This window comes from Streptococcus himalayensis, from assembly GCF_001708305.1.
Lineage (GTDB): Bacteria > Bacillota > Bacilli > Lactobacillales > Streptococcaceae > Streptococcus > Streptococcus himalayensis.
The window spans coordinates 1,017,100-1,031,855 of record NZ_CP016953.1; the positions used below are offsets into that span (position 1 = coordinate 1,017,100).

The following is a 14,756-nucleotide window of genomic DNA, read 5'->3' on the forward strand; positions in this document are numbered from 1 at the left end:
GAAGTCGCATAGACTTCTAATATTTTTGTACGCACAAACGAAAAATGTCTATTTTCACAAAAATCTTCAGAAAATTCATTGAATTGTCTTTCTTTTATGATATAATTCGCTTACATGTAAAAATAACAATGGAGGTTTACGATGAAAAAATCGAAAGTTTTAGCATTGGCAGGAGTTGCTCTGCTTAGTGCTGGCTTACTAGCAGCTTGTTCGGGTGGGTCAGACTCGTCAAAAGAAGGAAGTACCTATTCTTATGTATATGCAACGGATCCTGAAACACTGGATTATCTTGCTTCAGGAAAGGCAAGTACCCATGACTTGGTGGCTAGTGCGATTGATGGTTTATTAGAAAACGACAAATATGGAAATCTAATCCCTTCTTTGGCGGAAGATTGGACGGTCTCAAAAGATGGATTGACCTACACGTATACCCTGCGCAAGGGAGTTAACTGGTATACTTCAGATGGTGAAGAATATGCAGAAGTGAAGGCTCAAGACTTTGTGGCAGGTTTGAAACATGCTGCAGATGGGAAATCAGAAGCCCTTATCCTAGTCCAAAATTCCGTTAAGGGACTTGATGACTATGTAACAGGTAAGACAAAAGATTTCTCAGAAGTGGGCGTCAAGGCTTTAGATGACTATACTGTTCAATATACCTTGAATAATCCAGAACCATACTGGAATGCCAAAACAACATCTGCGACTTTGTTTCCAGTGAATGAAGAGTTCCTGAAAGCCAAGGGAGATAAGTTCGGTCAAGCGACAGATCCTAGCTCCATCCTTTACAATGGCCCATATATCATCAAGTCCTTGGTTTCAAAATCAACGATTGAATATGCGAAGAACGAAAATTATTGGGATAAGGACAATGTGCATTTTGATAATGTTAAGATGACTTACTTTGATGGTCAAGATGTAGATACCTTGGGTCGTGGCTTCTCTGATGGAAACTTTATTGTTGCCCGCCTATTCCCAAATAGTTCAAACTACTCAACGGTTGCTGAGAAATTCAAAGAAAATATCTACTATACACAACCACAAGCAACTACCTTTGGAATAGGGATTAACATTGACCGTCAAAATTACAACCATTCATCTAAGACAACAGATGAGCAAAAATCATCCACGAAAAAAGCTATTTTAAATAAAGACTTCCGTCAAGCTTTGAGCTTTGCCTTGGATAGAAAAGCTTTTGTGGCACAGGTAAATGGGGAAGAGGCTGCAGAACTTTCTGTACGAAATCTTTTCGTCCCATCGAACTTTGTCCAAGTTGGAGATAAGAGTTTTGGGGACCTTGTTGAGGAGAAAATTGCGAGCTATGGAGATGAGTGGAAGGATGTCAAGTTAGCAGACTCCAAAGATAGCATCTACAATCCTGAGAAAGCCAAAGCAGAATTTGCTAAAGCTAAAGAAGCCTTGCAAGCAGAAGGGGTACAATTCCCAATCCATTTGGATGTTCCTGTTGCAGAAACAGACAAGACAGGAATCCTTCAAATTCAATCCTTGAAACAATCTATTGAAAAGAATTTGGGATCAGAAAATGTCGTGATTGATATCCAACAAATGTCTCAAGATGAGTTACTTAATATCACTTATTATGCAGCTACTGCAGCAGCGCAAGACTGGGATATTTCAACATCGGTTGGTTGGACTCCAGACTATCCGGACCCATCTACCTACCTAGATATTTTGAAAACAACAGAGCAAGAATATTCCAAGACTTATTTAGGTTATGAAGGGGCAGATAATGCAGCAGCTAAGCAAGTGGGCCTCCAAGAATATGATAAATTGGCCAATGAAGCTGGGGCAGAGGTTCTTGATACTATGAGTCGTTATGAAAAATATGCAGCAGCCCAAGCTTGGTTGACAGATAGTTCATTGATTATCCCAATCCAAGGTGCACCTGGTGGAGCGCCACAATTGTCTCGATTGAAACCATTCTCTGGTGCTTATGCAGAGACAGGAAGCAAAGCTCACTCAACAGATTACTACAAGTACAGACAGCCAAACGGTGGAGTTGTAACCAAGAAAGAATATGATGAAGCTCGTGAAAAATGGTTGAAAGAAAAAGCAGAATCAAATGCTAAATACCAAGAAGATTTAGCAAAACACGTGAAATAAGTTCATTGTGTGTTGCTATCATTGAGGTTGGAATGCCCTGTTCCAACCTTTTTTGGTGTGGTTAAGACGGTGATTTTTCGACAGGCACTTTTATCTGTGATTTTATGACTGGAAGGGATTTATAGGCGTATAAACATGCAAGTAAACCAAAAAGAATGATAGCGCTTTAGATGGAATGTAGCAAGGGATTTCAATCCAAAAAATATTCAGAAAATTTATTGTACTTTAAGGTTTTTTTATGGTATAATGATAGAAATTAACAGTAAATGGAGAATTGCTATGAACAAAAGCAAATTATTCGCTTTAGCAGGTGTAAGCTTGCTGAGCATCGGTGTATTGGCAGCCTGCTCAAGTAGCTCTAAGTCGTCAGGTGGTGATGGAAATACTTATAGCTATGTCTATGCAACCGACCCTGAATCATTAGATTACTTACTAACTTCGAAGGCTTCAACGCTTGATTTGGTGACAAATGGGGTTGACGGACTTCTAGCAAATGATAACTATGGGAACCTAGTTCCGTCTCTTGCAGAGGATTGGAAAGTTTCTAAGGACGGCTTGACCTATACGTATAAACTTCGTAAAGGTGCTAAATGGTACACGACTGAAGGCGAAGAGTATGCTGAAGTAACTGCGAAAGACTTCGTTGCAGGATTAAAGCATGCTGCAGATAAAAAATCAGAATCTCTTTACTTGATTCAAGATTCGATCAAGGGCTTGGCAGCGTATGTAAATGGTGAAAGCAAGGATTTTGCTAGTGTCGGAGTGAAGGCTCTTGATGATTATACGGTTCAATATACCTTAAATTCTCCAGAACCATATTGGAATTCTAAAACGACAAACGGAATTCTCTACCCTGTCAATGAAGAATTCTTGACATCTAAGGGAGATAAGTTTGCCCAACCGACAGACCCATCTTCTCTTCTATACAATGGACCATTCCTTTTGAAATCATTGGTTTCTAAATCATCTGTTGAGTTTGTCAAAAATGAAAACTATTGGGACAAAGACAATGTTCATGTTGATGCAGTGAAACTATCTTACTATGATGGTCAAGATGTGGACTCTCTTGCACGTAACTTTACAGATGGAGCCTACTCTGTTGCTCGTCTGTTCCCTTCAAGTCCAAACTATTCTAAGGTAGCTGAAGATTTCAAAGAAAATATCTACACGACTCAACCAGGAGTAGGCAGTAGCGCGATCGGAGTCAACATTGACCGTCAAAGCTATGAACACACCTCTAAGACGACAGATGAAGAAAAAACATCTACTAAGAAGGCTTTGTTGAATAAAGACTTCCGTCAAGCAATCAACTTTGCCTTTGACCGCAATGCCTTCTCTTCACAGGTTAATGGAGAGGAAATTGCTGAAAAAGCAGTTCGTAACCTCTTTGTACCGTCTGACTTCGTTTCAATTGGCGAAAAGACGTTTGGAGATGTCGTTCAAGAAAAGATTGCTTCTTATGGCGATGAGTGGAAGGATGTCAAGCTAGCAGATTCGATAAATGGAATTTACAACCCAGAGAAAGCCAAAGCTGAGTTTGAAAAAGCGAAAAAAGCATTGGAAGCTGATGGTGTGAAATTCCCAATTCATATCGACGTTCCCGTTGTGGAAACATCTAAAAACTTTGTTGCTCGGATGCAATCCTTCAAGCAATCGGTAGAAAGCACACTAGGTAATGAAAATGTCGTCATTGATCTTCAGTTGATGTCTGAGGATGAAGCGAACAATATCACGTATTATGCAGCGACAGCCAAAGCTGAGGATTGGGATATGTCAGGGGCCGTTGGTTGGAACCCAGACTTTAGTGATCCATCGACTTACCTAGATATTTTGAAATCGACAAATGCTGAACAAACCAAGACCTTCTTTGGTTTTGAAGGAGCAGATAATGCTTCTGCGAAAGCCGTTGGCTTTGATGACTATAACAAATTGGCAGAAGAAGCTAATAAAGAGGTGACGGACGTTTCTGTTCGTTATGAAAAATACGCAGCAGCACAAGCTTGGTTAACCGATAGTTCTCTATTGTTACCAACGAATGCAAGTACTGGTGCAGCACCATTTATTTCACGTATCGTACCATTTACACTCCCATCTGCAGCAAGTGGAAATAAGGACAGTGTTTATTACAAATATGTGAAACTTGGTAAGAATGTTGTAACCAAGAAAGAATATGATGAAGCACGCGAAAAATGGCTCAAAGAAAAAGCAGAGTCAAACGCTAAAGCTCAAAAAGACCTTGAAAGTCACGTAGAATAAACGTTCACTGGAACTTTCTCCTAACCCGAGGAAGTTCTTTTGAAATTAAAGGAAAGATCTATGAAAAAATATATTTTTATGCGTACCTTACGCTCGATTGTGTCGATTTTTTTAGTAACGGCACTAACGTATATTATCATTTATACTTTGGTTCCTAGAAAGCTCATTTTCAAGCAGGATCCTAACTATAATAAGATTGCTACGACTGATGATAAGCGAGATAATTACGAAAATACCATTTATGAGCGAATGGGCTATATTGATTATTATGATACAAAAGAATTGCAGGAAAAAGCCAGCAAGGATTACCCATCTGTCACCGTTGATGCAACCGATGAAAACAAAAAAATGTATGAAGATTACATTAAGAAAATCGGTAAAGGTTGGAAATTGGGACAATTCAAAGAAAGCAAGCAATTTTATGCAACTCGTGAAGTACCACCGCTAGAGAGGGTATTTGACTTTTATGCAAATCTTGTGCAGATTGATCATCCAAACGTGATTAAAGATGAAAGCAATCCAGATTTGAAACGTTATATTCGCGTGGAAAATGATCCAGCCATTGGTTGGTCAGTTGTCGGTTCTGGAACCAAGCATAAATATCTACTCTATGTGAACAACAAGTTCCCTTATATTCATCAAAATTTTGTCACTCTAAATTTAGGAAATTCTTACCCTACTTATGCCAATATTCCTGTGTTGCAAGTCATCACGCAAGGTCAAGGTCAAACAAAGGCTTCTGAGGTTCAATTCCCAACAGGGAAGAAAACATCTTCTGTCGATATTTACTCACGAACCTATAAATCACCAAGTCAAGCAGACTCTCGCGAGGTTGCTAACTATGGAAAAGACGACCCTTACACAGCGACAGAAAGCAATTATCAATATCCATCAATGATTGTCAGCTCTGCTATTGCCGGCTTGATTGGTCTACTTTTCTCTTATATTGTAGCAATTCCACTCGGTTCTTATATGGCTCGCTTCAAAAACACATGGTTTGATAGCATCTCAACGGCTTCATTGACCTTCTTACTAGCTCTGCCAACCATTGCTTTGGTATATATTGTTCGTTTGCTTGGGTCAAAATTGGGTATGCCAGACTCCTTCCCTATTTTGGGAGCAGGAAATTGGAAATCTTATGTCTTGCCGTCGGTCATCTTAGGGCTTTTGTATATTCCTGGTACAGCTATCTGGATTCGTCGTTATATGATTGACTTGCAATCTCAAGATTTTGTCCGTTTTGCACGAGCAAAAGGCTTGTCTGAACAAGAAATTTCTAATAAACATATTTTCAAAAATGCGATGGTTCCTGTGGTCAATGGAATTCCAGGGGCAATTATCGGAGTTATCGGTGGAGCGACTTTGACTGAGACAGTCTTTGCTTATCCTGGTATGGGTAAAATGTTGATTGACTCTGTTAAGGCAGCCAACAATTCCATGGTTGTTGGTCTAGTCTTTATCTTTACATCAGTGGCTATTTTCTCCTTGTTACTAGGTGATTTGCTCATGGTTGTGATTGATCCACGTATTAAATTAACATCTAAAGGAGGTAAATAATGGCTACGATTGATAAAAGTAAGTTTGCATTCGTCAAACGAGATGATTTTGCCTCTGAAACCATTGATGCGCCAGCCTATTCCTATTGGAAATCGGTGATGCGCCAGTTTATGAAGAAAAAATCAACAATCCTAATGCTAGGGATTTTGATTGCCATTGTTGTCATTAGTTTTGTATATCCTATTTTTTCTGATTTTGATTATAACGATGTCAGCAAGGTAAATGACTTCAGTGCTCGTTACATCAAGCCTAATGCAGAGCATTGGTTTGGGACAGACAGCAATGGGAAATCCTTATTTGATGGTGTTTGGTTTGGAGCTAGAAATTCGATTTTAATTTCCATTATCGCAACGGTCATCAATATGGTCATCGGGGTTCTTGTCGGTGGTATTTGGGGTGTTTCCAAGTCCGTTGACCGGATTATGCTAGAAGTGTATAATGTCCTTTCTAACATTCCTTCTCTATTGATTATCATTGTCTTGACCTACTCTATCGGGGCTGGTTTCTGGAATTTGATTTTTGCGATGACGGTGACAAGTTGGATTGGGATTGCCTATTCTATTCGGGTGCAAATTTTGCGCTACCGAGACCTAGAGTACAACCTTGCCAGTCAAACTTTGGGAACACCAACGATAAAAATCGTCACAAAGAATATCCTTCCTCAGTTGATTTCTGTTATTGTGACGGTCACGTCACAGATGCTTCCAAGTTTCATTTCTTACGAAGCCTTCCTGTCCTTCTTTGGATTGGGGCTACCTGTTACCGTACCAAGCTTGGGACGTTTGATTTCAGATTATTCACAAAACGTGACAACCAATGCTTATTTGTTCTGGATTCCATTAACAACTTTGATTTTGGTTTCCCTTTCCCTTTTCATCGTTGGGCAAAACTTAGCGGATGCTAGTGATCCACGTACACATAGATAGGAGTAAATATGACAAATTCAAAAAATGTAATATTGACTGCTCGCGATATTGTCGTGGAATTTGACGTTCGTGACAGAGTGTTGACAGCTATTCGTGGCGTTTCCCTTGACTTGATTGAGGGAGAGGTCCTAGCTCTTGTAGGAGAGTCTGGTTCAGGAAAATCTGTTTTAACCAAAACCTTTACAGGAATGCTCGAAGAAAATGGACGAGTGGCTAGTGGAACAATTGATTATCGTGGGCAAGATTTGACAGCCTTAAAAAGCCATAAAGAATGGGCGAATATTCGAGGAAGCAAGATTGCGACGATCTTCCAAGATCCGATGACGAGTCTTGATCCGATTAAGACAATCGGAAGTCAGATTACGGAAGTAATTGAAAAGCACCAAGGGAAATCAGCTAAAGAGGCTAAAGAACTAGCAGTAGATTATATGGAAAAGGTCGGAATTCCTGAAGCTGAGAAACGTTTTGACGAATATCCCTTCCAATATTCAGGTGGGATGCGACAACGGATCGTTATTGCGATTGCCTTGGCTTGCCGTCCAGATGTCTTAATTTGTGATGAGCCGACAACGGCCTTGGATGTAACTATTCAAGCTCAGATTATTGACCTGTTGAAATCTTTGCAGCAAGAGTATCATTTCACGACTATTTTTATCACCCATGACTTGGGTGTTGTGGCAAGTATTGCAGATAAGGTGGCTGTTATGTATGCAGGTGAGGTCGTGGAGTATGGAACGGTCGAAGAGATTTTCTATGATCCACGTCACCCTTATACTTGGAGTCTGCTCTCTAGCCTTCCGCAGTTAGCGGATGAGAAAGGGGAATTGTATTCCATTCCAGGAACACCGCCGTCTCTTTATACTCCGGTAAAAGGGGATGCCTTTGCGCTTCGCTCTGATTATGCGATGCAGATTGATTTTGAAGAACATCCACCTATTTTCAAGGTTTCAGATACACATTGGGCGAAGACTTGGTTGCTCCATGAAAATGCACCTACCGTTCACAAGCCATCTGTCATTGAGGATTTGCACGAGAAGATTCGCTCAAAAGTGGGCTTTGCCCAGATTGATTTCTAGGAGGAAGGAAATGACTGAAAAATTAGTAGAAGTTAAAGATTTGGAAATTTCCTTCGGTGAAGGAAGCAAGAAGTTTGTAGCTGTTAAAAATGCAAATTTCTTCATCAATAGGGGAGAAACCTTCTCGCTTGTAGGAGAATCAGGTTCAGGTAAAACGACTATTGGTCGGGCCATTATTGGCTTAAATGAGACGAGTGCCGGAGATATCTTTTACGAAGGGAAGCGGATCAATGGCAAGAAGTCAAGAGAGGAAGCAGCAGAAGTTATTCGGAAGATTCAGATGATTTTCCAAGACCCTGCAGCAAGCCTGAATGAGCGTGCTACCATTGACTATATTATCTCTGAAGGTTTGCATAATTTTAATCTTTTTAAAGATGAGGAAGAGCGTCAGGCAAAAGTAAAGGAAATTATCACAGAAGTTGGTTTGTTGGCAGAGCATTTAACTCGTTATCCACATGAATTTTCAGGTGGTCAACGCCAGCGGATTGGGATTGCTCGTGCCTTGGTGATGCGCCCAGACTTTGTAATCGCAGATGAGCCTATCTCAGCCTTGGACGTGTCTGTCCGTGCTCAAGTTTTGAATCTTTTGAAGAAGTTTCAAAGAGAATTGGGCTTGACTTATCTCTTCATCGCTCATGATTTGTCTGTCGTTCGTTTCATTTCAGATCGAATTGCAGTTATCTATAAAGGAGTGATTGTAGAAGTGGCAGAGACAGAGGAACTCTTCAATAATCCAATTCACCCTTATACTCAGTCGCTTTTATCGGCTGTACCAATTCCAGATCCAATCTTGGAGCGTAAAAAAGTGCTGAAAGTCTATGACCCAGACCAGCATGATTACACAACGGACAAACCAGAAATGGTTGAAATTCGTCCGGGACACTTTGTTTGGGGAAACCAAGCAGAGATTGCCAAATATAGAAAAGAATTTTAAAAGAATACAGATAGACCATCCTGTGAAGGGACGGTCTATTGTTTTATAAGGAATAAAAGGCTCTTTGTCAACTGTAGTGGGTAGATGTCAGCTAATACTTAACAAAAATCAAATTCTGATGTATAATAGTCATATGAACGCTACACAAGAACAAATCACAGAACTCAAATCAGCTCTCAAGGCTAAACACCTCTCTGCCTATCACAAACGGATTCAAGCGGTCTATTTACGCTCTCAAAAGTTTACCTACAAGGCCATTTCTGACTTAATCGGTTTATCTCATGATACGATTTGGCGTTTGGTGAAAAAATATGAACAAGAAGGCCTCTCTGCCCTTACCCATGATGCACGAGGGGGGCGTCATCGTTCTTATCTTACTTACGAAGAAGAAAAAACATTCTTAGAAGAACAGTTTGTTGGTAGTGCTTCAGGACAATTTGTCACTATTGCAGAAATGCACGAGGCTTACCAAACTAAAATTGGGAAACAAACGACGCGAGAAGGGTTTTATGCACTGTTGAAGCGTCACGGTTGGCGCAAAGTAACACCAAGACCTGAACACCCTAAAAAGGCAGATGCCAAAACGATTTTGGCGTCTAAAAATAAAATCTACCTTCAAGAAGACGAGAAAGCGCTTTAAGAATAGTAGACGTTACCAGAAGGTCAGACTCATGTATCAAGATGAAGCAGGATTCGGACGGATTAGTAAAATTGGGAAGTCTTGGGTGCCAAAAGGAGTACGACCTCATGTTCACAGCCACTATATTCGAGAATATCGCTACTGCTATGGAGCTGTCGATGCCCATACAGGGGAATCTTTCTTTATCATTGCTGGGGGATGTAACACCGATTGGATGAATGAATTTTTAAGACAACTGTCCCAAGCCTACCCTAATGACTATATCTTACTCGTGATGGATAACGCCGTATGGCATAAATCACGGACGTTAGAGAAACCTACCAACATTGGCTTTGAGTTCATTCCACCTTATACGCCTGAGATGAATCCCATTGAACAAGTCTGGGCTGAGATTCGTAAGAGAGGTTTCAAGAATAAGGCCTTTAAGACGCTAGACGATGTCATTAACAAGCTGCAAGAGGTGATTCAATGTCTGCATTGGTCTGTGTTAAAACCCATTGTTCACAGAAATTGGCTCTTTTCAGATTTTGATGTTAAATGAGTATAACATCTACCCACTACAGTTGACAAAGAGCCTAAAAAAATTCAACCTCCATTAGACTGTCATTAGAAAACAGAAATGGAGGTTGAAATCCTGTCAACACCGATCGTCCCCTTAAGTTTGCCCTCACTCTCGTCGGTTTGAGACAACTAACAGGGTGTATTTTATGTGGTTTTTCTTTAAAGAGTGTTGTCAAGTTTTTAAATTAAATGCTTTTTCCTGGTAATAAACTAACGGGGAGAAAATAGCCTCGAGTTGAAACTTCCTTTCCCTCTATTTTTTGCAAGAGCAAGTCTACCAGCAGGCAGGCGATGTCCTTGAGGGGTTGCTTGATGGTCGCAAGCTGGGGATAGTAGGTTTCGATAAAATAAGTCCCATCATAGCCGATAATCTTGAGTTCTTGGGGAATAGCAATTCCTAACTCCTGGGCAACTTTGCTGACTAGAATAGCGGTTAAGTCATCCGATGCAAAAATCGCGTCTGGCTTTTCTTGGGTTAAGATGGTCTTGATTTCCATTTCCTTGCGAATTGGAGAAAAATCGCTAGAAACATTAATAATCGGAGCATTTGGTAAGACAGAAGCAAAACCAGCATGCCGAAGTCCAGTAGGGGAGTTCGAATTATCATTTCCAGTGATCATGGCAATTTTTTTAGCACCAGACTTGGCAAGAGTTTCGGCTGCTAAGACACCACCTGCGTAGTTATCTGAGGATACGACAGGGATCGAAGGCGATAAATTTCTATCAAAAGAAATAATCGGTGCTGTAACCCTGTCATAATCGGAAATTCCTAGATTATGGCTACCAGAAATGATGCCATCGACTTGATTGGCTTCCAACATTTCGATATATTCTCGCTCTTTGGTAGAGTCATGCTCACTGTTACAAATAATGGTTTTATAGCCGTGTTTGAAGAGTTCATGCTCCAGTTTATCAATCAATTCTGCATAAAAAATATGTCGAATATTGGGGAAAATCAGACCGATAAGTTTGGCGGATTTTCCCTGTAAGCTACGAGCAAGATTATTGGGTTTATATCCTAATTCTCTCATGGCTTCTTTGACTTTGTGAATTGTTTTTTCGGATAAATATCCTTTTTGGTTGATGACACGAGAGACCGTTGTCGGGCTGACTCCGGCTAGTTCAGCGACATCAGTTAGTTTTGCGACCATATTCTAATTCATAGTAATGTCCAGTCGGATTGCCCTGTTTGAGCAGGATACCTGTTTGATCCTGATTTGGGAAGACGCGACCGGAGAATACCTTTTCTCCTTTATTGATGAATAATTCAAATACTGACTTATCAATAAATATATTAACATTTATAGACTGATTGTCAATAGGGCAAGTCCGTTTTGTCCCAAAATCAAGAGCGTATTGCTCACCAGCCTGACTGCGGTCTAGGCTCACCAAGCCATTTTCAGTGTCAAATAAGACCTGCAATCCTTTTCCATCTTGATCAGCAAATAAAATCAGTTCGGTCTGCTCATTAGCTGGGATTTCCAATTCAAGTTCGTAGGTATTATTTGTCTGGCATTTATCGGCTAATTCTTCTTTGTGACTGCGTAAGTCGGTGATGGCAGCTACAGGATATTGATAGAGTTTTCCGTCTTTTAAAGTTAATTCCTTAACGAGTGAGAAGGTTCCTTGGTGATTAAAACGGTCAGAAGGATATTCTACATCTGGCAGTCCAAGCCAGCTGACAGCAAGGGCTCGTCCATCTGGTGCGTTAAAGGCCTGCGTAGCATAGCATTCAAAGCCGTAGTCGAGATTGAGGAGGGGACCAGGATTGACCATTGTTGCAGAATCTGTGTCAAACGATTGACCTATTTTGTACATGTTTGGATAGATATTATCATATTGGTACACATCTTTTGCTAAGCCTTGTGGGCAATAGAGGAGAACAGGCTGTTCATCGATAAATACGAGATTTGGACATTCCATCATATAGGCGGTATTGTCATTTTCAAAGTTCAAATCGCCAACAACTTCCCAGTTGCTATAGTCATTATCGACTGCTTTGTAGAGTTTAATGTAGCCTTTTTTGTCCTTCGTTTGTCCACCTACGATGGTGTAGTATTGATCGTGATAGGTAAAAATCTGAGGATCACGGAAATGGTCGGTTGCTTCCTCAGGTTGCTCGATTAGCACTTTATCGATTTTTGTAAGATTTCCCTGTTTGTCAAGGAGGGCCCCGATTTGGTAAGGATGGCGAATCCAGTTTTCATCGCGGACATTTCCTGTGTAAAATAAAAATAGCTTATCTCCAAACTGCATAGCAGAGCCAGAATAGGCTCCATGGCTATCCAGATCTGTATCAGGAAGGACTTTAACACCCGTAGGGGTAAAGTGCACCAAATCCTCACTTTCTAGCTGTACCCATGATTTTAAGCCATGTGCAGCTCCAAAGGGAAAGTTTTGGTAGAAAACGACCCATTTTCCGTCAAAATAAGAAAAACCGTTGGGATCATTTAAGAGCCCTGTTTCTGGTTCCACATGATAAGTAGCTCTCCAAGGAGAGGATGCAATAGTTTCTTTAATGTTCTGGCATTCTTCTTTTGTCCAGTCTTCGTAGCGACGATAGCGCTTCTCAGTTGTCCAAGTCACGATAGTTCCTCCTGATGATTGTATTCACTCTTATATAGTAAACGTTTCCCTCTAAAAAATCAACTTTTTTATCAGAAAATATAAAAATTCTGCAAAACGCTTGACATATTTTGAAATCGTGTTAAAATAATATTCATAGGAGCGATAAAATCGCTTTCATAAATTTTCAAAAATAAATGAAAAGGAGATTTTTGCAAGATGAATAATACTGAAATTGCAAAAAATGTCATCGAAGCCTTGGGCGGACGTGAGAATGTCAACAGTGTAGCTCACTGTTCCACTCGTCTACGTGTCATGGTAAAAGATGAAAATAAAATCGACAAAGCACGTGTCGAAGACATTGAGAAGGTACAAGGTGCTTTCTTTAATTCAGGCCAATACCAAATCATCTTTGGTACGGGTATTGTAAATAAGATCTATGATGAAGTCGTAGCACTTGGTTTGCCAACTTCTTCAAAAGATGAGATGAAAGCAGAAGCTGCTAAGCAAGGAAATGCCTTCCAACGTGCCATTCGTACATTTGGTGACGTCTTTGTTCCAATCATTCCAGCAATCGTAGCAACTGGTTTGTTCATGGGCTTCCGTGGCTTGTTGACACAAGAAGCGATTATGTCCTTCTTTGGTATAGCCGAGTATAACCCTGACTTTATCACCTATACTCAAATTTTAACAGATACAGCCTTTATCGTCCTTCCAGCCCTTGTGGTATGGTCAACCTTCCGTGTATTTGGTGGAAACCAAACCATCGGTATCGTACTTGGAATGATGCTCATCTCTGGTTCTTTACCAAACGCTTGGGCAGTAGCTTCAGGTGGGGATGTGACGCCAATGCAATTCTTTGGCTTTATTCCAGTCGTTGGTTTGCAAGGTTCTGTTCTTCCAGCCTTCATTATCGGTATTGTTGGTGCTAAATTTGAGAAATTTGTCCGCAAGTATGTCCCAGAAGTACTTGACCTCTTGGTAACACCATTTGTGACTCTCCTTGTGATGTCTATTCTTGGGTTGTTTGTCATTGGTCCAGTCTTCCACGTGGTTGAAAACTACATTTTAGCTGCGACAAATGCTCTTCTTGCTCTTCCATTTGGTCTTCCAGGTCTTTTGATTGGGGGCGTTCACCAAGTAATCGTGGTATCAGGTGTTCACCATATCTTTAACTTATTGGAATCTCAATTGGTGGCAAATACCGGAGCAAACCCATTTAATGCCATTATCACTGCGGCTATGACAGCACAAGGTGCGGCAACCATCGCAGTTGGTGTGAAAACAAAAAATCCTAAATTGAAAGCTCTTGCTTTCCCAGCAGCTCTTGCAGCATTCTTGGGAATTACAGAGCCAGCTATCTTTGGTGTCAACTTACGCTTCCGTAAACCATTCTTCCTTTCATTGATTGCAGGTGCAATCGGTGGAGCGGTTGCTTCCCTTCTAGGACTTGCAGGTACTGGATTTGGGATTACAATTATTCCAGGTACTCTCCTTTACGTGAACGGACAACTCTTCTCTTACATCTTGATGGTTGCGGTATCATTCGTAGCAGGTTTCACGCTTACTTACATGTTCGGATTTGAAGATGAAGAAGCTCCTGCTCAAAAAGTAGAAGAAAAAGTAGTTGCGACTGAAGAAACAACAGCACCAACTCTAGCTGATGAGACTATTCAAGCTCCAATCGTTGGTCAAGCAGTGGCACTTGAAACTGTTAATGACCCAGTCTTCTCAAGTGGAGCAATGGGGAAAGGAATTGCTATCAAGCCAACTGAAGGTGTAGTCTATGCACCAGCAGATGCAGAAGTGACAATTGCATTCCAAACAGGTCATGCTTATGGCTTGAAAACAGCAAGTGGTGCTGAAATTCTCATCCACGTCGGAATTGATACAGTTTCGATGAATGGGGAAGGATTTGACCAAAAAGTTGCACAAGGCGCTACAGTAAAAGCCGGTGATGTGCTTGGAACGTTTGATGCTGCTAAAATTGCAGCAGCAGGTCTCGATGATACTACGATGGTCATCGTAACCAATACTGCAGATTATGCTTCTGTAACACCAGTAGCGGAAGGTAGCCTAGCAAAAGGCGATGCCATTATCGAAGTGAAAAAATAATAGAT

The 14,756-nt window shown here is 40.7% G+C and carries 10 protein-coding genes; 8 read left to right on the forward strand and 2 right to left on the reverse strand.

The genetic code is table 11. From position 1 onward, the window contains the following. Positions 1-141: 141 nt before the first annotated feature. The 7 genes from BFM96_RS04840 to BFM96_RS10825 all read left to right on the forward strand — a co-directional run bounded on the left by BFM96_RS04840 (position 142) and on the right by BFM96_RS10825 (position 10,051). Positions 142-2,121, forward strand: a complete 1,980-nt coding sequence (locus BFM96_RS04840; RefSeq protein ID WP_068991045.1) for a peptide ABC transporter substrate-binding protein — start codon at positions 142-144, stop codon at positions 2,119-2,121. Between the two features lie 279 nt (positions 2,122-2,400). Next, on the forward strand, positions 2,401-4,377 hold the full coding sequence (locus BFM96_RS04845; protein WP_068991046.1) for a peptide ABC transporter substrate-binding protein: 1,977 nt from the start codon (positions 2,401-2,403) through the stop codon (positions 4,375-4,377). Positions 4,378-4,437: 60 nt separating this feature from the next. Further along, entirely contained in the window at positions 4,438-5,934 is a 1,497-nt protein-coding gene (locus BFM96_RS04850; protein ID WP_068991047.1) for an ABC transporter permease, read from the forward strand. Further along, entirely contained in the window at positions 5,934-6,860 is a 927-nt protein-coding gene (gene oppC / locus BFM96_RS04855; protein ID WP_068991054.1) for an oligopeptide ABC transporter permease OppC, read from the forward strand. The genes BFM96_RS04850 and oppC overlap by 1 nt, the downstream gene beginning before the upstream one ends. Before the next feature lie 8 nt (positions 6,861-6,868). Continuing rightward, positions 6,869-7,936 carry an ABC transporter ATP-binding protein gene (locus tag BFM96_RS04860; RefSeq protein ID WP_068991057.1) on the forward strand — a complete coding sequence of 356 codons (1,068 nt, stop codon included), beginning with the start codon at positions 6,869-6,871 and terminating at the stop codon, positions 7,934-7,936. Positions 7,937-7,946: 10 nt separating this feature from the next. Then, positions 7,947-8,870, forward strand: coding sequence for an ATP-binding cassette domain-containing protein (locus BFM96_RS04865; protein WP_068991060.1), 924 nt, complete (start codon positions 7,947-7,949; stop codon positions 8,868-8,870). Between the two features lie 133 nt (positions 8,871-9,003). Then, a protein-coding gene (locus tag BFM96_RS10825) for an IS630 family transposase (protein ID WP_145939709.1) occupies positions 9,004-10,051 on the forward strand; the annotation gives its coding sequence in 2 pieces (ribosomal slippage) (positions 9,004-9,441 and positions 9,443-10,051; 1,047 coding nt in all). A 205-nt stretch (positions 10,052-10,256) separates the two neighbouring features. Here the strand turns inward: BFM96_RS10825 and BFM96_RS04880 are convergent. Continuing rightward, complete coding sequence (locus tag BFM96_RS04880) at positions 10,257-11,222, reverse strand: LacI family DNA-binding transcriptional regulator (RefSeq protein WP_068991062.1); 966 nt, start codon at positions 11,220-11,222, stop codon at positions 10,257-10,259. After that, positions 11,203-12,657, reverse strand: coding sequence for a sucrose-6-phosphate hydrolase (locus BFM96_RS04885; protein ID WP_068991065.1), 1,455 nt, complete (start codon positions 12,655-12,657; stop codon positions 11,203-11,205). Before BFM96_RS04885 ends, BFM96_RS04880 begins: the two co-directional genes overlap by 20 nt. Positions 12,658-12,855: 198 nt before the next feature. On the opposite strand from BFM96_RS04885, the gene BFM96_RS04890 reads away from it, so the two are divergent. Then, positions 12,856-14,751, forward strand: a complete 1,896-nt coding sequence (locus BFM96_RS04890) for a sucrose-specific PTS transporter subunit IIBC (RefSeq protein ID WP_068991068.1) — start codon at positions 12,856-12,858, stop codon at positions 14,749-14,751. Positions 14,752-14,756: the final 5 nt, after the last annotated feature.

What these genes read in the sequence shown, in the direction of transcription:
- BFM96_RS04890 (WP_068991068.1), top strand. Translation starts at nt 12,856, where the DNA reads ATGAATAATACTGAAATTGCAAAAAATGTCATCGAAGCCTTGGGCGGA.
- BFM96_RS04840 (WP_068991045.1), top strand. Translation starts at nt 142, where the DNA reads ATGAAAAAATCGAAAGTTTTAGCATTGGCAGGAGTTGCTCTGCTTAGT.
- BFM96_RS04880 (WP_068991062.1), bottom strand. Translation starts at nt 11,222, where the DNA reads ATGGTCGCAAAACTAACTGATGTCGCTGAACTAGCCGGAGTCAGCCCG.
- BFM96_RS04850 (WP_068991047.1), top strand. Translation starts at nt 4,438, where the DNA reads ATGAAAAAATATATTTTTATGCGTACCTTACGCTCGATTGTGTCGATT.
- BFM96_RS04845 (WP_068991046.1), top strand. Translation starts at nt 2,401, where the DNA reads ATGAACAAAAGCAAATTATTCGCTTTAGCAGGTGTAAGCTTGCTGAGC.
- BFM96_RS04860 (WP_068991057.1), top strand. Translation starts at nt 6,869, where the DNA reads ATGACAAATTCAAAAAATGTAATATTGACTGCTCGCGATATTGTCGTG.
- BFM96_RS04865 (WP_068991060.1), top strand. Translation starts at nt 7,947, where the DNA reads ATGACTGAAAAATTAGTAGAAGTTAAAGATTTGGAAATTTCCTTCGGT.
- oppC (WP_068991054.1), top strand. Translation starts at nt 5,934, where the DNA reads ATGGCTACGATTGATAAAAGTAAGTTTGCATTCGTCAAACGAGATGAT.